This is a genomic window from Embleya sp. NPDC020886 (genome assembly GCF_044333915.1).
In the GTDB taxonomy this organism is placed as follows: Bacteria; Actinomycetota; Actinomycetes; order Streptomycetales; family Streptomycetaceae; genus Embleya.
The window spans coordinates 251,151-273,724 of the sequence record NZ_JBIRRX010000005.1 but is presented as its reverse complement, the minus strand read 5'-3'; the positions used below and the strand labels follow the sequence as shown (position 1 = coordinate 273,724).

22 protein-coding genes are annotated in these 22,574 nt (G+C 71.1%); 18 read left to right on the top strand and 4 right to left on the bottom strand.

Annotated features, from left to right (window positions below; translation table 11 throughout):
• Positions 1–134: 134 nt before the first annotated feature.
• The 4 genes from ACH4U8_RS20405 to prcA all read left to right on the top strand — a co-directional run bounded on the left by ACH4U8_RS20405 (position 135) and on the right by prcA (position 2,603).
• The gene (locus ACH4U8_RS20405; RefSeq protein ID WP_360306356.1) at positions 135–344 is read left to right on the top strand and encodes a ubiquitin-like protein Pup; all 210 of its coding nucleotides are present in this window, start codon (positions 135–137) and stop codon (positions 342–344) included.
• A 6-nt stretch (positions 345–350) separates the two neighbouring features.
• On the top strand, positions 351–956 hold the full coding sequence (locus ACH4U8_RS20400) for an endonuclease VII domain-containing protein (RefSeq protein ID WP_360306354.1): 606 nt from the start codon (positions 351–353) through the stop codon (positions 954–956).
• Positions 908–1,753, top strand: coding sequence for a proteasome subunit beta (gene prcB / locus ACH4U8_RS20395; RefSeq protein WP_395779141.1), 846 nt, complete (start codon positions 908–910; stop codon positions 1,751–1,753). Before ACH4U8_RS20400 ends, prcB begins: the two co-directional genes overlap by 49 nt.
• Before the next feature lie 64 nt (positions 1,754–1,817).
• On the top strand, positions 1,818–2,603 hold the full coding sequence (gene prcA / locus ACH4U8_RS20390; protein WP_395779139.1) for a proteasome subunit alpha: 786 nt from the start codon (positions 1,818–1,820) through the stop codon (positions 2,601–2,603).
• A 70-nt stretch (positions 2,604–2,673) separates the two neighbouring features.
• Here prcA and ACH4U8_RS20385 read toward each other — a convergent pair whose 3' ends face one another.
• Entirely contained in the window at positions 2,674–3,753 is a 1,080-nt protein-coding gene (locus ACH4U8_RS20385) for a LacI family DNA-binding transcriptional regulator (RefSeq protein ID WP_395779137.1), read from the bottom strand.
• A gap of 98 nt (positions 3,754–3,851) precedes the next feature.
• Between ACH4U8_RS20385 and ACH4U8_RS20380 the strand changes: the two genes are divergently transcribed.
• The 5 genes from ACH4U8_RS20380 (at position 3,852) to ACH4U8_RS20360 (ending at position 8,904) form a co-directional block, all read left to right on the top strand.
• Positions 3,852–5,081 carry an MFS transporter gene (locus ACH4U8_RS20380; protein WP_360306346.1) on the top strand — a complete coding sequence of 410 codons (1,230 nt, stop codon included), beginning with the start codon at positions 3,852–3,854 and terminating at the stop codon, positions 5,079–5,081.
• 9 nt (positions 5,082–5,090) lie between these two features.
• Positions 5,091–6,452 carry a Pup--protein ligase gene (gene pafA, locus ACH4U8_RS20375; protein ID WP_360306344.1) on the top strand — a complete coding sequence of 454 codons (1,362 nt, stop codon included), beginning with the start codon at positions 5,091–5,093 and terminating at the stop codon, positions 6,450–6,452.
• 162 nt (positions 6,453–6,614) lie between these two features.
• Entirely contained in the window at positions 6,615–7,451 is an 837-nt protein-coding gene (locus ACH4U8_RS20370; protein ID WP_395779135.1) for an ABC transporter ATP-binding protein, read from the top strand.
• A gap of 83 nt (positions 7,452–7,534) precedes the next feature.
• Positions 7,535–8,443: an FKBP-type peptidyl-prolyl cis-trans isomerase gene (locus ACH4U8_RS20365; protein WP_395779133.1), complete on the top strand. Its 909-nt coding sequence runs from the start codon at positions 7,535–7,537 to the stop codon at positions 8,441–8,443.
• 83 nt (positions 8,444–8,526) lie between these two features.
• Positions 8,527–8,904 (top strand): FKBP-type peptidyl-prolyl cis-trans isomerase, encoded by a 378-nt coding sequence (locus tag ACH4U8_RS20360; protein ID WP_360306339.1) that lies wholly within the window; start codon positions 8,527–8,529, stop codon positions 8,902–8,904.
• A 117-nt stretch (positions 8,905–9,021) separates the two neighbouring features.
• Here the strand turns inward: ACH4U8_RS20360 and ACH4U8_RS20355 are convergent, their stop codons facing one another.
• A complete protein-coding gene (locus ACH4U8_RS20355; RefSeq protein ID WP_395779131.1) occupies positions 9,022–10,107 on the bottom strand; it encodes a DUF3866 family protein in 1,086 nt (361 codons plus the stop codon).
• A 127-nt stretch (positions 10,108–10,234) separates the two neighbouring features.
• Between ACH4U8_RS20355 and ACH4U8_RS20350 the strand changes: the two genes are divergently transcribed.
• From ACH4U8_RS20350 to ACH4U8_RS20310, 9 genes are all read left to right on the top strand, one after another.
• Positions 10,235–11,218: a helix-turn-helix transcriptional regulator gene (locus ACH4U8_RS20350; RefSeq protein WP_379990896.1), complete on the top strand. Its 984-nt coding sequence runs from the start codon at positions 10,235–10,237 to the stop codon at positions 11,216–11,218.
• A complete protein-coding gene (locus ACH4U8_RS20345; protein ID WP_360306333.1) occupies positions 11,215–12,189 on the top strand; it encodes a WYL domain-containing protein in 975 nt (324 codons plus the stop codon). The genes ACH4U8_RS20350 and ACH4U8_RS20345 overlap by 4 nt, the downstream gene beginning before the upstream one ends.
• Before the next feature lie 113 nt (positions 12,190–12,302).
• Entirely contained in the window at positions 12,303–12,506 is a 204-nt protein-coding gene (locus ACH4U8_RS20340; protein WP_078978606.1) for a hypothetical protein, read from the top strand.
• A 42-nt stretch (positions 12,507–12,548) separates the two neighbouring features.
• Positions 12,549–12,776, top strand: coding sequence for a hypothetical protein (locus ACH4U8_RS20335; protein ID WP_360306331.1), 228 nt, complete (start codon positions 12,549–12,551; stop codon positions 12,774–12,776).
• A gap of 129 nt (positions 12,777–12,905) precedes the next feature.
• Entirely contained in the window at positions 12,906–13,187 is a 282-nt protein-coding gene (gene tatA, locus ACH4U8_RS20330; RefSeq protein ID WP_360306329.1) for a Sec-independent protein translocase subunit TatA, read from the top strand.
• A 106-nt stretch (positions 13,188–13,293) separates the two neighbouring features.
• Positions 13,294–14,172: a twin-arginine translocase subunit TatC gene (gene tatC, locus ACH4U8_RS20325; RefSeq protein ID WP_379990898.1), complete on the top strand. Its 879-nt coding sequence runs from the start codon at positions 13,294–13,296 to the stop codon at positions 14,170–14,172.
• A gap of 26 nt (positions 14,173–14,198) precedes the next feature.
• Entirely contained in the window at positions 14,199–15,086 is an 888-nt protein-coding gene (locus ACH4U8_RS20320) for a diacylglycerol kinase (RefSeq protein ID WP_379990895.1), read from the top strand.
• Between the two features lie 216 nt (positions 15,087–15,302).
• Positions 15,303–18,032: a DEAD/DEAH box helicase gene (locus ACH4U8_RS20315; RefSeq protein ID WP_395779532.1), complete on the top strand. Its 2,730-nt coding sequence runs from the start codon at positions 15,303–15,305 to the stop codon at positions 18,030–18,032.
• Positions 18,033–18,207: 175 nt separating this feature from the next.
• Positions 18,208–19,632 carry an amidase gene (locus ACH4U8_RS20310; RefSeq protein WP_395779129.1) on the top strand — a complete coding sequence of 475 codons (1,425 nt, stop codon included), beginning with the start codon at positions 18,208–18,210 and terminating at the stop codon, positions 19,630–19,632.
• Between the two features lie 97 nt (positions 19,633–19,729).
• Here the strand turns inward: ACH4U8_RS20310 and ACH4U8_RS20305 are convergent, their stop codons facing one another.
• Entirely contained in the window at positions 19,730–21,466 is a 1,737-nt protein-coding gene (locus ACH4U8_RS20305) for an RNA polymerase sigma factor (RefSeq protein ID WP_395779127.1), read from the bottom strand.
• A gap of 242 nt (positions 21,467–21,708) precedes the next feature.
• Positions 21,709–22,437, bottom strand: a complete 729-nt coding sequence (locus ACH4U8_RS20300; RefSeq protein WP_360306317.1) for a hypothetical protein — start codon at positions 22,435–22,437, stop codon at positions 21,709–21,711.
• Positions 22,438–22,574 lie beyond the last annotated feature (137 nt).

Here is a 22,574-nt window from a genome sequence, read left to right as displayed (position 1 = left end):
CCCGTTCCGGAACACCTGGCATCCGACACTCGTTGGCACTTACACCCCCGATCCTTCGGGATCGGGGGTGTGGATGCTCCGAGGAATGGATAGGCACCGGTTCAAGGAAATGATCACAAGGTGGGGTGAGCTACATGGCCACTAAGGACAGCGGCGGTCAACAGCGCGCGACTAAGCGCTCGGAAGAGGTCGACGAGACCACTACCGAGGCGCAGTCCGACGTGCAGGAACGACACGAGAAGTTGACGGACGATGTCGACTCGGTATTGGACGAAATCGACGAGGTGCTCGAGGAGAATGCTGAGGAATTCGTTCGGGGATTTGTCCAAAAGGGTGGAGAATAGTAGCAAATGTCCGATTTGAAATCGGGCAAGAATTGCCCTGACTGCAAGGGATGGAAGCCCGCTCGGGACTTCGGCTCCAACGCGACAAGTCCCGACGGGCTTTCATTCTATTGCCTTGAGTGCAATAGGAGGCGGGCGGCGCACTCGTATCGCGCCAGGCGCGAGCGTGCGGGTTTCAAGGTGCGCCCGAAGGTTGATGTGCCGGTGGGGCACAAGCGTTGTCCGAAGTGTGAGCAGATCAAACCGCATTCGGAATGGCATAAAAGCTCCCGACAATGGGACGGTCTCGCGGCGCGCTGCAAATCGTGTCGTAAAGTCGACGGTCGAGCCGGATACTTCATGCGCAAATACGGTCTCACCGAGGCCGACCTGCAGGGCATGCTTGCCGACCAAATGGGCGTATGTCCGATCTGCCAGTCCACCAAGCCCGAACACGTCGATCATGATCACGAAAGCGGTAGGGTCCGAGCCGTACTCTGCTTCAACTGCAATGCCGCACTGGGCATGTTCAAGGATCGACCCGACGCGTTGCGCCGGGCCGCAACCTATGTGGAAGGGATCGTGTGGAAGCCAACACTCGTGGCACCGGGCGTCTACCGGCTGCCTTCCTGACCCCCGGGTCGTCCTCGTTCGCCGAATTTCTCGACGCCTACCGGCCCGAACTGTTGCCCGCGCGTAGGACGCCTCCGGTGCAGCCCGTGACGATCGAGGCGCCGCACGGCACGACGATCGTGACCGCGACGTTCGACGGTGGCGTGGTGATGGCCGGCGACCGGCGGGCCACGATGGGGAACCTGATCGCACAGCGGGACATCGAGAAGGTGTTCCCGGCCGACGATTACTCGGTCGTGGGCATCGCCGGCACCGCCGGCCTCGCGGTCGAGATGATCCGGCTGTTCCAGGTCGAGCTGGAGCACTACGAGAAGATCGAGGGCACCACGCTGTCCCTCGAGGGCAAGGCCAACCGGCTGTCGCAGATGATCCGCGGCAATCTCGGAATGGCCATGCAGGGTCTCGCGGTGGTGCCGCTGTTCGCCGGTTACGACGTCGACGGCGGGACCGGGCGGATCTTCAGCTACGACATCACCGGTGGCCGATCCGAGGAGCACGGCTTCCACTCGGTGGGCTCGGGCTCGCTGTTCGCCCGAGGCGCGTTGAAGAAGCTGTACCGCCCCCGGCTGAACGCCGACGACATCGTCACGGTGTGCATCCAGGCGCTCTACGACGCGGCCGACGACGACTCCGCCACGGGTGGGCCGGACCTGACCCGGCGGATCTTCCCGGTGGTGACCCTGGTGACCGAGGACGGCATCCGCCGGCTCTCCTCGGAAGAGGTCGGCGAGATCGTCCGCGCCGTGGTCGACGCCCGGATGGACGACCCCAACGGCCCGACCGCGCCGCTGAGGTGACGCCGATGTCGAGGACCCGACCAGCCGACCCATCGAGACCGGCTTCGACGAAAAGGACTCCACGGTGACGACGCCTTTCTATGTGTCGCCGCAGCAGGCCATGGCGGACCGGGCCGACTATGCCCGCAAGGGCATCGCCCGCGGCCGCAGTGTGGTCGTGCTGACCTACGCGGACGGCATCCTGTTCGTGGCGGAGAACTACTCTCGCGCCCTGCACAAGATCAGTGAGATCTACGACCGCATCGCGTTCGCCGCGGTGGGCAAGTACAACGAGTTCGAGAACCTGCGGATCGGCGGCGTGCGCTACGCCGACATCCGCGGCTACTCGTACGCGCGCAACGACGTCACCGCCCGCGGCCTGGCGAACGTGTACGCCCAGACGTTGGGCACGATCTTCTCCAGCGGTGGTGAGAAGCCGTACGAGGTGGAGCTGATCGTCGCCGAGGTCGGCAGCGCGCCCGAGGACGACCAGATCTATCGGCTCACCTACGACGGCTCGGTGGCCGACGAGCACAACTACGTCGCCATGGGCGGCAATGTCGAGCAGATCACCGAGCAGCTCAAGCGCCACCACCGCGAGGGGCTCACCCTCGAGGCCGCGCTCAAGGTCGCGGTGGACGCGCTCTCGCGCGACGGCGTGGGCGAGAAGCGCTCGATCACGGCCTCGCAGTTGGAGGTCGCCACGCTGGATCGCACCCGGCCGCAGCAGCGCAAGTTCAAGCGTCTGGTGGGCGGTCGGTTGACCCGCCTGCTCGGCGAGGCGGAGCCGGCCGCCGAGCCGGCCGAGGCCGATGCGGAAGGGGTGGCCGAGACCGCGCCCGAGGCCACGCCGGAGACCGGCGAGGAGTAGTCCCGCGCACGTCACAGGGCCCGCGTACCGCGTCGGTGCGCGGGCCCTGACGCGCGTGCGTCGGGTCGGTTCAGCCGGACGCCGGGGGCGCGGTCGAGCCGCGGACCAGCAGTTCGCCGGGCAGCACCACGTCCGGGCCCGCGTCGCCGGTGTCCAGCAGGTCGAGCAGCGCGGTCATGCCGCGCGCGCCCAGTTCGACGGCGGGCAGGCGCACGGTGGTCAGTTCCGGCTCGACCACGCGGGCGTAGCGCAGGTCGCCGAAGCCGGTGACGGACACGTCCCGGGGCACCCGGCGGCCGAGCGCGCGGGCCGCCTTGTAGGCGCCGGCCGCCTGGAGGTCGTCGTCGCACACCAGCACGGTGGGCCGGGCCGGCGAGGCGAGCAGCGCCAGGGCCGCCGTGCGCCCGCCGTCCAGGGTCAGCGGCGCGTGCGCCTCGGCGACCACCTCGGCGGGCCCGAGCGCGGCGCGGAAGGCCTCGTCCCGGGCCCGGAAGGTCCAGCTCTGCACGGCGGAGCGCAGCCGGGCGACCCGGCGGTGGCCCAGGTCGACCAGGTATTCGGCGAGTGCCCGCATGCCGTCGGCGACGTCGTCGTTCACGGTCGGCACGCCACGCCCGGGTTCGCTGTCCAGCATCACCAGCGGCAGGTCCTCGGTGCCGGGTCCGGCCGAGCGCAGCACGTCCAGCGGTTCGGCGGCCATCGAGGAGGCCAGCACGCCGTCGATGGCGGCCGAGGAGAACGGGTTCGGGGTCAGGTCGACGCCGTCGCGGGTGGGGTAGACCACCACGCCGAAGTCGCGCTCGGCCGCGACCTGTGCGGCCCCGGTGTGCACGGCGCCGAAGAACGGCGAGGTGAGCACGGGTACGACGAGCATCACCGTGTGCGTCCGGCCCAGCCGCAACGAGCGGGCCGAGGTGTTGGGCCGGTAGCCCAGTGCCGAGGCCGCGTCGCGGACCGCCTCGACGGTGGCGGCGGAGACCCGGCCGCGCCATTTGTCGGCGAGTACCAGGGACACGGTGGACTGCGACACGCCGGCGTGTTTGGCGACGTCCTTGCTGGTCGGACGACCGGCGGGGGGCTGGGGCGACGGCAAGGGGACCTCGGGCGGTGTCGGGGACGGTGCGGGCCCAGCGTAGAACCCGCTTGCCATCGGGTCGGCCCGACGGCACAGTGGTGATCGGGAGTCATACGTATGACTAAATAATGATCGGAGCGTGCCGGCCGCGGCACGGGAGGGCGGTACCGCGCATGCGGACCTATCTGGACCTGCTTCGGGTGCCGTATGCGGCGCGGTTGCTCGGCGGCACGTTGCTCGGGCGATTGCCGAACGGCATGGGCGCGTTGGCGGTGTTGTTGCTGGTGCGCGCGGACGGCGGCGGCTACGGGCTCGCGGGCGTGTTGTCCGCGGTCTACGGCCTGGCCACCGCGGCCGGGCAGCCGGTGCTGGGCCGGTGGATGGATCGGCGCGGCCAGACCGGCGTGTTGCTCGGCTCGGCGCTGGTCTCGGCGCTGGCCTACGCGGTCTTCGCGCTGGTGGGCGCGCATCCGTTGCCGCTCGCGGTGGGCGCGGTGCTGGTCGCCGGTTTCACCACGCCGCCCCTGGAGGCGGGGCTGCGCGCGTTGTGGCCCTCGGTGCTCACGCCCGAGCGGGTGCAGGCGGCGTACGCCCTGGACGCCGCGGCGCAGGAGATCCTGTTCACCGTGGGGCCGCTGATCGTGGTGGTCGTGGTGCAACTCGCCTCGGCGCAGTGGGCCGTGTTGCTGACCGGGCTGATCGGGGTGGCGGGCACGGTGGTCGTGGCCACCGCGCGGCCCTCCCGGGTCTGGCGCGGCGAGCAGCACACCCCGCACTGGGCGGGCGCGCTGCGTTCGGCCGGCCTGCGGGTGGTCCTGGTCGCGTTCACCTTGGCCGGTATCGCGCTGGGTGTGCTCAGCGTCGCGGCCGTGGCCTACGCGGACCACGAGGGCTCCGGCGCGCTCTCCGGGGTGTTCCTGGCGGCGATGTCGTTCGGTGCGCTGTTGGGCGGTCTGGTGCACGGGGTGCGGGCCTGGCAGACCCCGCCGGCCCGGCGGTTGTTGTGGTTCATGTGCTGGCTGACGGTGTGTTACCTGCCGCTGATCGCGGTGCCCGGGCCGTGGCTGATGGTGCCGCTCGCGGTGCTCTCCGGGGTGTTCCTGGCGCCGGCGATCGCGTGCGTGTTCACCCTGATCGACGAGTTGGCGCCACGCGGCACGGTGACCGAGGCGTTCGCGTGGCTGGTGGCGGCGATCGGGGCGGGTTCGGCACTGGGCATGGGACTGGCCGGCTGGGCCGGCGAAGTGGCCGGCGCGCGGGGCGCGTTCGCGGTCGCGAGCGTCGGCGCGGGGCTCGGATTGCTGGTATTGCTGGCCGGTCGGGGCCGGCTGATTTCAAACGTGATCCATTTGGTGGAAACCACCGACGCGGAGTTGTCCCGGAACGGCACGTCGTCGGCGTAATGTTGCCGCATGGACCGCCGCATCTTCGGGCTGGAGAACGAGTACGGCGTCACCTGTACGTTCCGGGGGCAGCGCAGGCTCTCCCCGGACGAGGTGGCGCGGTACCTCTTCCGCCGAGTCGTTTCGTGGGGCCGAAGCAGCAATGTCTTCCTACGCAATGGGGCCCGGCTGTATCTGGACGTGGGCAGCCACCCCGAATACGCGACGCCCGAGTGCGACTCGGTGCCGGAGCTTGTCGTGCACGACAAGGCCGGTGAGCGCATTCTCGAGGGCCTCCTCGTCGACGCCGAACGGCGGCTGCACGAAGAGGGCATCGCGGGCGACGTGTATCTCTTCAAGAACAATACCGATTCCGCCGGCAACTCCTACGGTTGCCACGAGAACTATCTGGTGGCGCGGCACGGGGAATTCTCCCGGCTCGCCGATGTGCTCATCCCGTTCCTGGTGACCCGTCAGATGTTGTGCGGCGCGGGCAAGGTGCTGCAGACACCGCGTGGTGCGGTGTACTGCGTCAGCCAGCGTGCCGAGCACATTTGGGAAGGCGTCAGTTCGGCCACGACCCGTTCCCGTCCGATAATCAACACGCGCGACGAACCGCATGCCGACGCCGAGCGCTATCGGCGGCTGCATGTGATCGTCGGCGACTCCAACATGGCCGAGCCCACCACGCTGCTCAAGGTCGGTTCCACCGATCTGGTGCTGCGGATGATCGAGGCCGGCATCGTGATGCGGGACCTGACCCTGGAGAACCCGATCCGGGCCATCCGCGAGGTCAGTCACGACATGACCGGTTCCCGCAAGGTCCGGCTCGCCAACGGCCGCGAGGCCAGCGCGCTGGACATCCAGCGGGAATACCTGACCAAGGCGCAGGAGTTCGCGGACCGCCGGGGCATTCGCACCGGCACCGTGGAGAAGGTGCTCGATCTGTGGGAGCGCACGCTCGACGCGATCGACTCCGGCAACCTGGACCTGGTCGGGCGCGAGATCGACTGGGTGATCAAGTATCAGTTGATCGAGCGGTATCGGGCCAAGCACAACCTGCCCATGTCCTCGCCGAGGGTCGCCCAGATCGACCTCGCCTACCACGACATCCACCGGCGCCGCGGTCTCTACTACCTGATGGAGAGACGCGGGCAGATCGAACGGATCGGCAACGATCTGAAGATCTTCGAGGCGAAATCGCTGCCGCCACAGACCACTCGGGCGCGACTGCGCGGCGAGTTCATCAAGAAGGCCCAGGAGCAGCGGCGCGACTTCACCGTCGACTGGGTGCATCTCAAGCTCAACGACCAGGCGCAGCGCACCGTGCTGTGCAAGGACCCGTTCCGGTCGGTGGACGACCGGGTGGAGAAGTTGATCGCCAGCATGTGAATCGCCGGCACCCACCGGCCACGATCCGCACGCGCACACCGACGATGATCGACGACCGGCGTTCTCGACCCGCGCCGGCGGCATGCGGCCACGGATGAGACGAATCGCTCGCCCGCCCCCTCCCGACGCCGGGAGCGGGCGGGCGAGTGGCATGCTGGCTCGATGGTCGATACACCTACATGGGACATCGCTCCACCCGTCTTCGAGCTCGACGCGGTGGATGTGTGGGCGCACGGGCCCGGCGGACGCACGGACATGCTCGTCGGCGTGGACTGGACGGTCCGCGAGGGCGAGCGCTGGGCGCTGCTGGGACACAACGGCGCGGGCAAGAGCACGATCCTGGCGCTCGCGGGCGCACTGCGTTTTCCCGGCAACGGTGCGGTGACCGTGCTGGGCAAGCGGCTGGGCCGGGTGGACGTGCGCGAGGTGCGGGCCCAGGTGGGCGCCGTCAACGCGGCACTGCGCATCCCCGAATACCTGACGGTGACCGACTACGTGCTCACCGGGGCGAGTGGCACGGTGCAGCCGTTGTACGGCAGGTACGGGCCGGCCGAGCGGGGTCGGGCCGCCGAGTTGATCGCGTTGCTGGGCCTGGAACGGCTGGCGCAGCGCGAGATCGCGGTGTGCTCGCAGGGCGAGCGTGGTCGGGCCCGGATCGCCCGGGCGCTGATGCCGGATCCGCGACTGCTGCTCCTGGACGAGCCGGCCAACGCGCTGGACCTGCCCAGCCGCGAGGAACTCCTGGAGGCGATCGACTCGCTGACCCGCGAGTATCCGCGGCTGACCCTGGTGATCGTCACCCATCACCTGGAGGAATTGCCCAGCGCGGTGACCCACGCGCTGCTGCTGCGCCGCGGCGCGACCGTGGCGGCCGGGCCGGCCCACGAGGTGATGACGGACGCCAACCTGAGCGAGTGTTTCGGCATCCCGCTGTCGGTCAGCAGCGAGGACGGCCGGTGGGCCGCGCGGCTCAAGCGACCCGGCCGCGAGGTTGCCTGAACGCGGTTGTCGTCTTCACGTCGTCCTCACATCCGGACCCCATAGAGTGTCCCGGTCCTTGTCCATCTCAGCAGAGGAACATCGTGCGCCGTCTCGCTGCGCTCCTTCTGGTCCCCGCACTGGCCTTCACCGCGGTCGCGTGTGGCGATGACGACGGAGGAAAAACCGTTACCCCCACCGTGACCGGAGCCTTCGGTCAGAAGCCGGACATCAAGATCCCCAAGGGCAAGTCGGGCGACAAGACGACGTCCGCGGTCCTGATCGAGGGCACCGGTGAGGTGATCAAGAAGGACGACTACGTCATCGCGGACACCGTCGGCAAGAACTGGGACGGCTCGGACGCGGGCAACTCGTACGACAGCAAGACTCCCGAGGTCTTCCAGGCCGGCGATCAGCAGCTCCTGAAGGAGATCGGGCAGGGGATAATCGGCAAGAAGGTCGGCACCCGACTGCTCGTGGTGGTACCGGCCAAGGTCACCCAGGAGAAGCAGGCCGTCGTGCTGACGGTGGACCTGAAGTCGACCAAGACGCTCGACACCAAGGCGGAGGCCAAGGGCGCCCCGGTGACCCCGCCGGCCGGCCTGCCGGTCGCCAAGGTCGAGTCCGGCAAGGCCGCGGAGATCACCATCCCGCCGGGCACCGCCGCGCCGACCAAGCTGATCGTGCAGCCGCTGATCGAGGGCACCGGCCCGGTGGTCCAGAAAGGCCAGACGCTGGTCGCGCAGTACACCGGCGCCCTGTTCGACAAGGGCACCAAGTTCGACTCGTCGTGGGACCACGGCGGCGCGACCGCGTTCAAGATCGGTGTCGGCCAGGTCGTGACCGGGTGGGACGAGGGTCTGGTGGGGCAGAAGGTCGGCAGCCGTGTGCTGCTGGTGCTCCCGGCCGACAAGGGTTACGGCGCCGAGGGCAAGCCGCCGACCATCCCGGCCAACTCGTCGCTCGTGTTCGTCGTCGACATCGTCGACGCGCTCGGTGGCACGGCGGCCTGACGGCTCGTCCGATGACCGGGTCGGGCGACCGGCCCGGTACGTTGGACCCCGCATTCAGCACTCGAACGGATACGGATAACGCTGTGAGCGAGCTTACGAAGCCCGAGATCGACTTCCCCGAGGGTGGCGTGCCCGCCGACCTGGAGATCACCGAGATCTGGGAGGGCGACGGCCCGGTGGCCCAGGCGGGTCACCACGTCAGCGTGCACTACGTCGGTGTCGCCTTCTCCTCCGGTGAGGAGTTCGACGCGTCCTGGAACCGCAACTCCCCGCTCGACTTCCGGCTCGGTGTGGGCCAGGTCATCGAAGGCTGGGACAAGGGTGTGCAGGGCATGAAGGTCGGCGGTCGGCGCAAGCTGGTCATCCCGTCGCACCTGGCCTACGGCGACCGCGGCGCGCCGGGTGCGATCGCGCCCGGTGAGACGCTGATCTTCGTGGTCGACCTGATGAAGGTCGGCTAGTCGGACCTCGTTCGGCCCCGGTTCGCGCATCCCGCGCGGATCGGGGCCGTCGGCGTTTTCGGGCCGGTTGTGCGGGGGCTGCCCGCTCGCCTCGGCTCGGGTGCGGTCCGAAACCGGCTACCGGGAGGGGAGTTGCGCCGCGAAGCGGCCCGCGGCGGCGGCGGCGAGGAAGTAGGCGTGGTCCGCGTCGAGGCCGCGGCCCATCGTGGACAGCCGGGCCGGACTCGTGCGCAGCGCCGCGTCGAGGCCGTCGACGGACACCGTGTGCACGTCGTGCGCGTCCCGCAGCGGCTCGACGTCCGCCGCGACCCGATCCGCCAGCGGCCGCGGCAACGTGGGCACGACCACATCCGCCCGGGCCAGTGCGACTCGGCCGTACGCGGTCAGGCAGTGGTGCGAGACGCCTCGGTGGCGTTCGCGCCCGTCCGCGTCGGAGAGCCGCAGCGAGGCCACCGGCCGGCCGCCGAGCGCGGCGATCGCGTTGATCGCCTCGCCCGCCGCGACGCCGGAGAAGCCCCACGGTGTGCCGGTGCCCAGGTTGCCCGGCCCCTGCGCGACGATCGCCAGATCCGCGCCCTGGACGTGCCGGGCCGCGAGCAGGCCGGTGTGCAGGGTGACCGCCTCCAGGTCGCCGCCGAGCGCCTGGCCCACCGTCACCGAGCCCGCCAGCCACCCGTGGTCGCGCAGGATGTCGACGGTCATCGAGAACCACAGCGGCAGCGTGCCGCCGTCCGTCATCACGTACACCACCCGCGCGTGCGGGCGCGCGGCGCGGATCCCGGCGCAGATCGCGGGCAGCGCGGAGTGCAGGTCGGCGACCACGACCGGCATGCCGTCCAGCGAGTCCGCGTCGCGCAGCGTCGCGTGGTGCGGCGAGTCCTGCTCGTCCACGCCGAGCACGACCGCCTGCATCGGGGTGTATCGGGCCTTGACCACGTGCCCCGGTCCGGGCGCCGGGTCCTCGGGCAGTCGATCGGGCAGGGCCACCACCAGCGCGTAGCCGCCGGTGCCCAGGCCCATGTCCTGGGCGGTGGTGTTGAGCAGCACGGTGTCGCCGACCACCGGGGTGCCGGTCAGGTGCGGGTAGGCGATCGCGCGCAACTCCCGCGCGGGGGCGGGTTCGGGTACGGCCACGGTCAGCTCGACCGCCCCGCGCCAGGCCCGTCGGATCGCCGTCACTTCGCCGCGTCGCCAGGTGATCACGGTCCGGCAGCCTAACGCCGGCGGGAGCGGTCGGGCGAACCGGAGGGCAAGATCGGCGGCCGCGACCAACCGACGCGCCGAACGCGGTACGGTCGGGGCTGCGCCTTGTGGGAGGGACTGGGATCTGATGGCGATTCCGAAGCAGGAGCGGTTGGTGAGCCTGGTGATGTGTCTGCTCGCCGCCCGTCGCTACGTCACGAAGGAAGAGCTGCGGCAGTCGATCGAGTCGTATCGGCTGTGCACGTCCGACGAAGCCTTCGACCGCATGTTCGAGCGGGACAAGGACGACGTACGCGAACTCGGCTTCATCGTCGAGACCGGGGCCAACGACCCGCTGATCGAGTCGGCGGACGGCTATCGGATCCGCCCCGAGAAGAACGCGCTGCCGCCGGTGGAGCTGGACCCGGAGGAGGCCGCCGCGCTCGCGCTGGCCGCCGGTGCCTGGCAGCAGTCCGCGCTGGCCGGCGCCGCGACCGGCGCGCTGTACAAGCTCAAGGCCGCCGGTGTCGAGATCGACTCGGCGCCGCTGACCAGCGTCGAGCCCCGGGTGACCGCGCGCGAGCCCGCGTTCGGGCCGCTGCTGGACGCGCTGCGCACCCGCCGCCCGGTCCAGTTCGCCTACCGCCGCTCCGGCGCCGCCGAGGCCACGCCCCGAGTGGTGGAGCCGTGGGGGATGAGCTGCTGGCGCGGCCGGTGGTACCTGGTCGGCTTCTCCCGGGACCGACAGGAGCAGCGGGTGTTCCGGCTCGACCGGATCGCCGACAAGCCCAAGCCGAAGCCGCTCAAGGAGCAGTTCCGGGCCGAGGTGCCGGAGAAGGTGGACGTGCGCGGCCAGGTCGCGCGCTTCGCCGGGGAGGGCGGCGAGGGCATCGCCCGGATCCGGGTCCGCACCGGTGCCGGGTTCCCGCTGCGCGCCCGGGCGAGCGCGGTGGTGCCGGCCGGTGAGGGCTGGGACGAGTTGGAACTGAGCCACGGGCACGGACTGCACCACTGGCTCGCCGAGTTCGGCCCCGACGTGGTCGTGCTGGAGCCGCCCCATCTGCGCGCCGCCGTGGTCGCGCAACTGCGTGAGGCCGCCGGAGAGGCGACGGGACAGGTGAAGGTCGGATGAGCAACGCGATCGACGACACCCGGCGGCTGCTGTCGCTGGTGGCCTACCTGCGCGAGCGCCCCGGCACGCATCTGGACGACGTGGCGCGGGCGTTCGGCCTGCCGGTGGCGCAGGTCGAGGCGGACCTGGGCACGCTGCACATGTGCGGCACCAGCTTCATGGCCGACGACCTGTTGGAGCCGCACGTCGACTTCGAGGGCCGGGTCTTCCTGGACAACGCCGACGCGCCGGTGCGGCCGGTGCGGCTGGCTCCGCACGAGGCGCTGGCCCTGCTGGTGGCGCTGCGCGCGCTGGCCGGCCTGTCCGGGCTGCGCGAGCGGGACAAGGTCGCGCTGGGCCGGGTGACCGCCAAGCTGGAGGACGCCGCCGGTGAGGCCGCGCGTGCCGCGCAGGGCGTGACGGTCGAGTTCGAGGGCGACGACGCCGCCCAGGAGTCGGCGTTCGCCACGATGGACCGCGCGGTGAGCGAGAAGCGCCGGCTGCGGCTGCGCTACTACGTGCCGCGCCGGGACGAGATCACCGAGCGCGAGGTGGATCCGATCCGGCTGGTGCTGGTCGACGGGCACACCTACCTGGTGGCGTGGTGCCGACAGGCCGAGGGCCGCCGGTTGTTCCGGCTGGACCGGGTCGCCGAGGCGGTGCTCCTGGACGAGGCGTCCGAGCCGCAGCCGATCGAGCCGCTGGATCTCGCGGACGGTTTCGCGCCCACCGCGGCCGACGGCATCGAGGTGGTGCTCGAACTGGGACCCGGCGGGCGCTGGGTCACCGAGTACTACCGGCACGACAAGGTCGAGGAGCTGGCCGACGGCGGCCTGCGGTTGACCCTGCGCACGCCCGACCCGGCCGGGATCCGGCGGCTCGCGCTGCGATTGGGCGGGCACGGCAGGGTGATCTCCCCGCCGGAACTCGTCGACGATGTACGACGGACCGCCTCGGCCGCGCTCGCGGCCTACGCGGACCCGGCCGGCTGATTCGCCGCGGCCGGAGGCGATTGTCCAAAAACGGCACACGCCCCCGACCGCGGCCCAGCGGCACCTCCGGTACCACCGACGACAACCTTCCCGAGATTGCGAGGAGGCCCACGGTGTCGACGTTCACGGCGCGCTGCCCGGTTTGCGGGCGCGTCGAGCTGACGGCGGATCAACTGCGGCTGGTGCTCCGACCGAACAAGTCCTTCTATCTGTTCCGCTGTCCCACCTGCGCCGACTCGGTGCGCCGGCCGGCGGGGGAGCGGATCGTCGAACTGCTCACCGACGGCGGCGTGTCGTCGATGCAGGTCGCACGCTGAACGGGGGCGCGTGGCGGACTCGGGGGCTGTTAGGGTCGCCGCATGTTGCCGTGGGTCCTCGTCTTCATCGTGCTCGTCCTCGCCGGACTCGGCGTCATCGGCTGGTTCGCCTGGCGATTGTTCGGTGACGTGCGTCACCTCGGAGCGACCGTCGCGGACGCCTCGACCCGGCTGTCCGCGGCCGCCGCCGAGCTGGACGCGGCCGGTGGCCGGTCCCTGCGGCGCGATTCCGTCCCGCACGCCCGCCCCTCGGCCTCGCACCGATCGTGATCCGTACTCGTGACCCCTGGGGGTTACGTCCGGTGCAGTTGTTCGCCACCATTGCGTTGCACGTCTGTCATACGCACCGGCGTACGATCGAACCCATAACCCCCCGGCCCCGGCAATGAGGTACTGACTATGTTTGGCAAGCTCGGTTGGCCCGAGATCATCCTGATCCTGGTTGTCGTCGTGCTGCTGTTCGGCGCCAAGCGTCTGCCGGACACGGCGCGTGCGCTGGGCCGTTCGCTGCGCATCCTCAAGAGCGAGACCAAGGCGATGAAGGAGGACGGGACGGCCGAGGCCCCCGCCGCCGACAAGCCCGCCAAGACCACCGAGGCGCCGCCGCGCACCATCCAGGCGGCTCCCGGCGACGTGAGCGAGGCGCGGCCGGTCGGCGAGCCCGACCACAACCGTCGCTGAATCCGCGCGCGCCTTTTAGGAGTCGGCCCTCAAGGTGCTTGACAAGGCAGGGCGCGGACGAGAGTCCGGCCCGAAACAAAAGAAGATCAAGGACGCCGAGGGGCGCATGCCCCTCATGGAGCATTTGCGCGAACTGCGCAATCGCCTCGTCAAGGCGCTCCTGGCCATCATCGTCGTGACCATCGTCGCCGCGTTCTTCTACGAGGACATCGGCGCGTTCCTGGTCAATCCCGTCTGTGACCTCAAGAACGTCAAGGGCACCGGCGTCACCAAGTGCGGCCAGGGTGTCCTGGTGCAGCAGGGTGTGTTGTCGCCGTTCTCGATGGCGCTGAAGATCTCGCTGGCCACCGGCATCATCGCGGCCTCACCGATCTGGCTCTACCAGATGTGGGCCTTCCTGGCGCCGGGGCTGCACAAGAACGAGAAGAAGTACTCGCTGGCCTTCGTCGGCGTGGGTGTGCCGCTGTTCCTGGGCGGCGCCTACTTCTCGTACTGGATCCTGCCGCACGCCCTCCAGGTGCTCCTGGACTTCACGCTCACCGACGCCAGCAACCAGATCCAGCTCGACGACTACCTCAACTTCGTCATCCGCATGGTCGTGGTGTTCGGCATCGCGTGCGAGCTGCCGCTCGTGCTGATCATGCTGAACTTCGGCGGGGTCGTCACCGCGAAGCAGCTCGCGAGCTGGTGGCGCTGGGTGGTGATGGGCATCTTCATCTTCGGCGCGGTGGCCACGCCCACCACCGACCCGCTGACGATGATCCTGCTGTCGATTCCGATCACGATCCTGTACGGGATCGCGCTGATCGTGGCCTGGGTCAACGATCGCCGGCGCGGCAAGCGGCACGCGGAAGTGTTCGGCGCCGACCTCGACGACGACGAGGCGTCCGTCCTGGACACCTCGGTGCGCCCGGTCGAGCGCCCGAGCGCCGTCGCGGACGATTCGGACCCGGGCCCCGCTGCCAGGGTGGACGACATCACCTGAGGTCGGGTGGGCTAATCTCGCGCCTTGTGTCTCGGGAGATAGCAGTATTCGTCAACCCCACCGCGGGTCGTGGTCGCGGCCTGAAGGCGGCGTCCGTCGCCGCCGATCTGCTCCGCGAGCGGGGGCTGACACCGCATCAGGTGTCCGCCCCCGGCGCCGCGGAGGGGATCGCCCGGCTGCGCGGGGTGGTGCGCCGCGGTGTGGACGCCGTGGTCGCCGTGGGCGGTGACGGCACGGTGGCGGCCGCGTTGCAGGCGGTGGCGGGTACCGGTACGCCGCTGGGCGTGGTGCCGATCGGCTCCGGCAACGACTTCGCGCGGGCCCTGGAGCTGCCGCTGGGCGACGTGGCGGGCGCGGCGCGCGTGGTGGCCGACCTGTATGCGCGGCCGATGGACCTCGGCCGGGTGGGCGAGCGCTGGTTCGGCACGATCCTGTGCACCGGCTTCGACTCGCGGGTCAACGAGCGCGCCAATCGCATGACCTGGGCGCGCGGGCGGACCCGCTACAACGCCGCGCTGCTGGGCGAGCTGGGCGCGTTGAAGCCGATCGCCTACGAGCTGGAGCTGGACGGCAAACCCTTCGACGTCGAGGCCACCCTGATAGCGGTGGGCAACGGCCGCTCCTACGGCGGCGGCATGCGGATGTGTCCGGACGCCGATCCCGGTGACGGTCTGTTCGACGTCACGGTGGTGGCCGGCTGCGGGCGGGCCGAGTTGTTGCGGGTGTTCCCCAAGGTCTACAGCGGGAAGCACGTGAGCCACCCGCTGGTCTCGGTGTACCGGGCCGCGACCGTGTCGATGACTGCGGGCGGGCTCAGCGGGTGGGCCGACGGCGAGCGGCTGGGCGCGTTGCCGCTGACCGCGGACTGCATACCCGACGCGGTCCGGGTCCTGATACCCCGGCCGCGCGACTGAGCGACGCCGGAGAGCGAGCCGGGTCCGGTGATCGAGGCCCGGGTCTTGATCGAGCCGCCTGTGATGATCGTGCTGCCTGTCTTGATCGAGCTGCTTGTCATGATCGAGCTGCTTGTCATGATCGAAAAAAGGTGATCACAGCCGTCGGCCCCGGCCGGTAGTCTGCTTGACGAGATGCCTCTCGATCCTTCACGCGGCACGGACCGCGACACCCAGATGTCCCCCGCCGAGCGCTACGCGGCCTCGCGCCGCCGGGCCGCCGACGAACGGACGAGCCTGCACGCGTTCCGCGAGCAGTATCCCTTCGGTCTCGACCCCTTCCAGGTCGAGGCGTGCCGCGCGTTGGAAAGCGGCAAGGGGGTGCTGGTCGCGGCGCCGACCGGTTCGGGCAAGACGGTGGTCGGCGAGTTCGCCGTGCACCTCGCGCTCGAACAGGGCCGCAAGTGCTTCTACACGACGCCCATCAAGGCGCTGTCGAACCAGAAGTTCGCCGACTTCCAAAAGCTCTACGGCGCGGCGAACGTGGGCCTGCTCACCGGGGACAACTCGGTCAACAGCGACGCCCCGGTGATCGTGATGACCACCGAGGTGCTGCGGAACATGCTCTACGCGTCCTCGAACGCGTTGAACGGCCTGGGCTACGTCGTGATGGACGAGGTGCACTACCTCTCCGACCGCTTCCGCGGCGCGGTGTGGGAGGAGGTGATCATCCACCTCTCCGAATCGGTCACCCTGGTCTCCCTCTCGGCTACCGTCAGCAACGCCGAGGAGTTCGGCGACTGGCTGGGGACTGTGCGCGGCGACACCGCCGTCGTGGTCTCCGAGCATCGTCCGGTGCCGCTGTGGCAGCACGTGATCGCGGGCAACCGCACCTACGACCTGTTCACCGACGAGAACCACACCGAGGTCAACCCCGAGCTGATCCGGCTGGGCCGGATGGAGAGCGAGCGCGCGGGCCGACCGCAGGACCGCTACCGGCGCAACCGCGGCCAGGAGACCCGGCCGACGCGCAGCCGGATCTGGGCGCCCAGCCGCGCCGAGGTGATCGACCGGCTCGACGCCGAGGGCCTGCTGCCCGCGATCACCTTCATCTTCAGCCGCAAGGGCTGCGAGGCGGCCGTCCAGCAGTGTCTGCACGCGGGCCTGCGGCTCAACGGCGACGCGGAGCGGGCCGAGGTGCGCGCGATCGTCGAGGCACGCACCACCGGCATCCCGGACGAGGACCGGCACGTGCTGGGCTACCACTCGTGGCTGGAGGCGCTCCAGCGCGGGATCGCCGCGCACCACGCGGGCATGTTGCCGACCTTCAAGGAGGTCGTCGAGGAACTGTTCGTCAAGGGCCTGGTCAAGGCGGTGTTCGCGACCGAGACGCTGGCCCTGGGGATCAACATGCCCGCCCGCTCGGTGGTGCTGGAGAAGCTGGTCAAGTGGAACGGCGAGACGCACGCCGACCTGACCGCCGGCGAGTACACCCAGCTCACCGGGCGCGCCGGGCGGCGCGGCATCGACGTGGAGGGCCACGCCGTGGTGTTGTGGCATCAGGGCTTCGACGCCGGTCACCTGGCCGGCCTCGCGGGCACTCGTACCTATCCGCTGCGCTCGTCCTTCAAGCCGTCGTACAACATGGCGGTCAATCTGGTCGGCCAGGTCGGCCGGCATCGTTCGCGCGAGCTGCTGGAGACCTCGTTCGCGCAGTTCCAGGCGGACCGCTCGGTGGTCGGGCTGACCCGCCAGGTGCAGCGCAACGAGGAGGGGCTGGCCGGCTACCACGAGGCGATGACCTGCCACCTGGGCGACTTCGCCGAGTACGGGCAATTGCGCCGCGCGCTCAAGGATCGCGAGACCGAGCTGGCCCGCGAGGGCGCCTCGCAGCGCCGGGCCCAGGCCGCCGCGTCGCTGGAGAAGCTCCGGCCGGGCGACATCATCGTGGTGCCCACCGGCAAGTACGCGGGTCTCGCGGTGGTGCTGGACCCGGGCACCGACCAGGGACCGGAGGGGCCGCGCCCGTTCGTGCTCACCTCGGACCGGCAGGCCCGCCGACTGGCCGGGATCGACTTCCCCGTGCCGGTCACCGCGATCGACCGGCTGCGCATCCCGCGCTCGTTCAACGCGCGCAATCCGCAGTCCCGCCGCGACCTGGCGTCCTCGCTGCGCAGCAAGGTCGGCTACGTGGACCAGCCGCGGGCCCGCAAGCAGCGCTCGCCCGCGGCCGACGACCCGGAGCTCACCCGGCTGCGGCAGGCCATCCGGCAACATCCGTGCCACGGCTGCGACGAGCGCGAGGAGCATGCGCGCTGGGCCGAGCGCTATTACCGGCTGCTGCGCGACACGCAGGTGATCGAGAGCCGGATGAAGGGGCGCACGCACACCATCGCGCGCACCTTCGACCGGGTCTGCGCGATGCTCACCGACCTGGACTACCTCGTGGGCGACACGGTCACCGAGGACGGGCGCCGACTCGCGCGGATCTACGCCGAACTGGACCTGCTCACCGCCGAATGCCTGCGCGAGGGCCTGTGGGAGGAACTGACGCCGGCCGAGTTGGCCGCGTGTGCCTCCGCGCTGGTGTACGAGTCGCGGCAGCCGGACGACGCGATGGCGCCCAAGCTGCCGGGTGGCGCGGCGCACGCCGCGCTGGCCGACATGGTGCGCCTGTGGGGTCACCTGGACGCGCTGGAGGGGCAGCACCACCTCGACTTCCTGCGCGAGCCGGACCTGGGCTTCGCCTGGACGGCGTACTCGTGGGCCTCGGGGCTGAGCCTGGACGTGGTGCTGGGCGAAGCCGACCTGCCGGCGGGCGACTTCGTCCGCTGGATCAAGCAACTCGTGGACGTACTCGGCCAGATCGCCGCCGCAGCCCCCGACGACAGCAAGGTCGGCGGCACCGCGCGCAAGGCGATCGAGGGGCTGCGCCGCGGCGTGGTCGCGTACTCGTCGGTGGGCTGAGCGGGCGCCGCGGCGGCACCTTCGGTGGCGCCGCGTGGTGGGGCTCGGGGCGCCTGCCGTGGTCAACGCGCGGCCACGCGCCGGATTTTGCCGATCCGGCCGCGGGCGGACGGCGCCGGGCAACCATCGCGTACGGTGCGGGACGGATGTGTTCACCAGCGCTGGAGGTCGTGCCGTGCGGATCGACGAGTATCAGTCCTATGACGCCACCGGGCTCGCGGGCCTGATCGCCCGCGGCGAGGTGACCGCGGACGAGGTGCTCGACGTCACCTTCGAGGCGATCAAGGAACGCGAGCCGGCCCTGGGCGCGGTGGTCGCGTTGTGCGAGGAGCAGGCCCGGGCCGCGGTCGCCGGCCTGTTGCCCGGGGTGCTCGCGGGTGTGCCGTACCTGATCAAGGACCTCGAGTGCGACGTGGCCGGGATGACCACGAGCAACGGGTCGCGGTTGTTCGCCGGTACGGTCGCGGCGCGTGACAGCACGCTGGTGACCCGGCTGCGGGCGGCCGGTGTGCTGATCGTGGGCAAGACCAACACGCCCGAGTTCGGGCTGGGTACGACCACCGAGTCCGGCCTGTTCGGCCCCGCGCACAACCCCTGGCACCCCGAACGCAGCGCGGGCGGCTCCAGCGGCGGGTCGGCGGCGGCGGTCGCGGCGGGCATGGTGCCGGTCGCGCACGCCACCGACGGTGGCGGTTCGATTCGCATCCCGGCCGCGTGCTGCGGGGTGTTCGGGCTCAAGCCGAGTCGCGGCCGGGTCACCCCGGGGCCGGACCACGGCGAGTCGTGGGCCGGTCTCGCGGTCGCGCACGCGGTCACCCGCACGGTGCGCGACAGCGCGACGCTGCTCGACGTCACCGGCACCCCGGAGCCGGGCGACCCGTATCACGCACCGCCGCCGGTGGGCCCGTACGCGGCCGAAGTGGGCGCGGAGCCGGGGCGGTTGCGGATCGGGCTGATCCTGACGCCGGTGGACGCGGAGGTCCTGGTCGACCCCGAGTGTGTGCGGGCAGCCGAGGAGGCCGCCGCGTTGTGTGTCGCCCTGGGGCACGACGTGGAGCCGGTGACCTGGCCGGACACGCTGACCCGACCGGGCGAGGTGATCGCGCCGATCAGCGCCGCGCACATGGCGCGCATGGTGGATCTGCGGCTGGCCGAGTTGGGGCGCGAACTCAGGGCGGACGACCTGGACGCCGCGACCCGGCTGATCGTGGACAAGGGCCGCGGGTTGTCGCTGGCGCGCTACCTGGCCGCGGTCGACCGGATGCACACGATCGGGCGGGTGGTGACTCGGCTGACCGGGCGCTTCGACGTGTTGCTGACGCCGACCATGGCGGTGGTGCCGCCGCTGCTGGGCGAGTTGGACCCCAACCGCGATCCGCGGGCCGCGCTGGGCGGGATGCGCGGGATGGCGGCGTTCACCGGCTTGTTCAACGTGACCGGGCAGCCCGCCATGTCGGTGCCGCTGGGGCGCACCTCGGACGGGCTGCCGCTGGGGGTGCAGTTCGCCGGCCGCTACGGGGACGAGAGCACGCTGTTCCGCCTCGCGGGTCAACTGGAGGCGGCGGCACCATGGGCGGGTACGGCGGGCGTGGCGGGTTAGGCCCTGTTCGGCATTTCCTTGCCGCGGGGTGCCCGCAGGCGGCGGTGGGCGGGCCGCGGGAGGTGTCGGCCCGGGGTCGGGCGGACGGGGTGTGGGGTCAGCGCCGGCACAGCGTGTAGTGCGAGCCGTTCTTGCCCTTCACCTCGGTGCACTCGGCGGTGGAGCCGGCCGGCATCAGCGGTGCGGCCAGTGCGCTGGGCACGGTGATGGTCGGGTTCTCGCACCACTTGCCCGCGCCGTTGTCGCATTTGAAGCCGACCTTGTTGTCGTCGGCACGGAACTCCTTGTTGTCGACCACCAGGGTCGGACCGGACCGGGTCGGCTTGACCTTGGTCGGGGCGGGCCTGGTCGGCGGGTACTTGGTGGGCGGGGGCGGCGGGGGCGGCAGTGGGGTCGCGGCCGGCGGCGGTGTGGCGGCCGGCTCGACCTCCGGGTCGGGCGGCGAGGGTTGCGGGGGAGGGGTATCGGCGGCGGCCGGCGGCAGCGGGGCGGGCGCGGAGGCGGCCACCGGCGGGGCCGGGCGCTTCGGCTTGGGTTTGTCGGAGTCCACGAGGGCGAACGCGGCCACCGCCACGGCCACCACCACACCGCCCGCGATCAGCGACGAGCGGCCGGCGGTGTGGCCGGCCTGACTCGCGCCCTTGGCCGCGGCCGCGCCCACGCCGGCGCCGGCCGCCGCGCTCCCGGCCGCGGCGGCGCCCGCGGCCACACCGCTCGCGACGCCGCTCGCGCCGGTGGCGCCCGCGGCCAGGCCCATGCCGCCGGCCACGGCCGCGGCCGCCGCGGTGGTGCCCGCGGCCACGGCCGTGCCGCTGAGGAAGATCGGCGCGGTGATGCCGATCAGCCCCAGCGCGATCGGCCCGTACCGGTCGCGGACGTCGACCATCTCGGCGTAGGTCTCGTTGCACCGGCTGCACTTCTTCAGGTGCGCGTCGATGCTTTCCCGGCGCTTTTCGGAGTCCATCCGGTTGCGGATGTGCCGGCCGTAGTGCCGGGTGAACTTCTTGCAGTTCTCGTCCTTGACGCCGCCGGTGGCGAACGCCACGAAGTAGTTGTCGCGCAGTTCCTGGCGGGCCCGCTCCAGGATCTTGCGCACGTTGTCCGGGTTCTCGCCGACCAGCGGGGCGACCTGCACGGCCTGCTCGCCTTCGATGTCCACGTGCCACAGCACCGTCCGGGACCGCTCGGGCAAGCCCTGGAAGGCCTGGAGTGCGAGCCGCGCGTCGTCGGCCTTCACGATCCGGTCCTGGTTCTCCCACGCGGACTCGAAGACGGTGAAATCCTCGGTGAGCCATTCGCGGCGGTCGCTCTTGGTCCAGTCGCCCGCGACGTGCCGCACGGTGGTGAGCAGGTAGGCCCGGAACGCCTCCTTCGGCCCCTGGCCCGAGCGCAGCGCCTGGAGCGTGCGGGCGAACGCCTCGGCGCACAGGTCGTCGGCGGCCTCGGGGGTGCGGGTGCAGGTGCGCGCGAAGCGGCGGACCGAGCCGACGTGGCGTTGGTAGAGCGGGCCGTAGGCGTCGCCGTCGCCGGCGCGCACCAGGTCGGCCAGTTCGCCGTCCGCCGGGCCCTCGAACGACACGGCCGCGGCGTCGCTGTGGCCGCCGCCCGGGTCGGTCGCGAAGGGGTGGGGCGTTGCGGTGTCGGGCGACCAGGGCTCGGCCGGTTGGGTTGCGGCCGGCTCGGGCCCGAGGTCGCCGTCACAGAACCGGGGGTGGTGTACGCCGCGTTGGCCGGGGACGAAGGGGGGACATGCGCCGGAGCCGGTCGCCTCGGCGGAGCCGCCGTTCGCGTCGCCGCTGGGGTCCGGGGTCGCCGCGTCGTCCTCGCGTGCCACCGTTTGCCCCCTTGTTCCCGTGCCGTACCCGATCGTTCGGACAGCATCGTGACCATCCGGACACGGTCTGTCCAGAAGCGGTGGGCCCCGGGAAGGCACCCGGAGTGCGCTCCGGCGCGGGTGGTGTGACACGGGCGCGAGGTCGGAACGCCCGCGCCCGTGCCGTGCGGCGGTCGGCGGTGGGCGTGACGCTGGGTCATTCGGGTGACGAGCATGTGTACGAAGAGCCGGTTCATCTCGGGTTACCGACCCGTCGTGCCCGGCGCGGTGGTCAAACGCACGCTCGAACGTGGGATGCGCGGGGCGCCACCGGGGACCCCGCCGGGACCGTCCAGCGGGTCCACGGGCGCCCGGCACAGGCGGTCCAGGCGGTCCGGCAATTCGGGGTCGTCGCCGTCGAGCAGGGCCATCAGTCGGCCGGGCGGCACCGCGTACGCCCGGTCGCCGAGCGCACGTTCCAGGTGGCGGGCGGTCAGCAGCAGGTGGCGCAGGTGGCCCCACATCAACGACTCGGGGACTTCCAGGCGCACCACGACGATCCGCACGTGCTCGCCCGCGGCGGCCCGCCGGCCCAGACCTTGTTGCAGGAGCGCGGCCGAGGGGAGTTCGGTGATCGGGTCGGTGCCGGGCGGCAGGGTGCCGGGCGGGATCGCCCGGGCGCGGGTGCTCAGGTAGGACTGCACGAGCGGGCCGGGCGCGCCCTGTGCGAGGCCGCACAGGAACAGCGCGTCCAGTTCGGCCAGTGCCACGTCCAGCGGGATCTCGGCGGCGGCTCGATCCCGGGCCAGGGCCGGGCACGCGGACTGCATGTCGCCGTTGCGGACGAAGGCGTCCAGGCATTGCTCGACGGCGTCGCTGTGCCAGGCGACCCGGCCCGGCCAGCCGGCCCGCAAGGTCACCCGTTGCCATTCGCCGCGGAGCCGATCGCGGTCGGGTCGGGTGGTGATCGTGGTGTCACACTCGGTACGCATGCCCGGGGAGACATGGCTTCGCGGTGAACGTGACAGATTCCGCGGAACTTTCCGATGTGACCTGGGTCACATTGTCGCCCGTGCGCCCGGCGCGTTCGGGAGCGACCCTTTCGAGTGGCCGGCCGCCGTCCTCAGGC

What these genes read in the sequence shown, in the direction of transcription:
- ACH4U8_RS20400 (WP_360306354.1), top strand. Translation starts at nt 351, where the DNA reads ATGTCCGATTTGAAATCGGGCAAGAATTGCCCTGACTGCAAGGGATGG.
- ACH4U8_RS20315 (WP_395779532.1), top strand. Translation starts at nt 15,303, where the DNA reads ATGTCCCCCGCCGAGCGCTACGCGGCCTCGCGCCGCCGGGCCGCCGAC.
- tatC (WP_379990898.1), top strand. Translation starts at nt 13,294, where the DNA reads ATGCCCCTCATGGAGCATTTGCGCGAACTGCGCAATCGCCTCGTCAAG.
- ACH4U8_RS20345 (WP_360306333.1), top strand. Translation starts at nt 11,215, where the DNA reads ATGAGCAACGCGATCGACGACACCCGGCGGCTGCTGTCGCTGGTGGCC.
- ACH4U8_RS20350 (WP_379990896.1), top strand. Translation starts at nt 10,235, where the DNA reads ATGGCGATTCCGAAGCAGGAGCGGTTGGTGAGCCTGGTGATGTGTCTG.
- ACH4U8_RS20405 (WP_360306356.1), top strand. Translation starts at nt 135, where the DNA reads ATGGCCACTAAGGACAGCGGCGGTCAACAGCGCGCGACTAAGCGCTCG.
- pafA (WP_360306344.1), top strand. Translation starts at nt 5,091, where the DNA reads ATGGACCGCCGCATCTTCGGGCTGGAGAACGAGTACGGCGTCACCTGT.
- ACH4U8_RS20335 (WP_360306331.1), top strand. Translation starts at nt 12,549, where the DNA reads ATGTTGCCGTGGGTCCTCGTCTTCATCGTGCTCGTCCTCGCCGGACTC.
- ACH4U8_RS20380 (WP_360306346.1), top strand. Translation starts at nt 3,852, where the DNA reads ATGCGGACCTATCTGGACCTGCTTCGGGTGCCGTATGCGGCGCGGTTG.
- ACH4U8_RS20385 (WP_395779137.1), bottom strand. Translation starts at nt 3,753, where the DNA reads ATGGCAAGCGGGTTCTACGCTGGGCCCGCACCGTCCCCGACACCGCCC.
- ACH4U8_RS20300 (WP_360306317.1), bottom strand. Translation starts at nt 22,437, where the DNA reads ATGCGTACCGAGTGTGACACCACGATCACCACCCGACCCGACCGCGAT.
- ACH4U8_RS20370 (WP_395779135.1), top strand. Translation starts at nt 6,615, where the DNA reads ATGGTCGATACACCTACATGGGACATCGCTCCACCCGTCTTCGAGCTC.
- tatA (WP_360306329.1), top strand. Translation starts at nt 12,906, where the DNA reads ATGTTTGGCAAGCTCGGTTGGCCCGAGATCATCCTGATCCTGGTTGTC.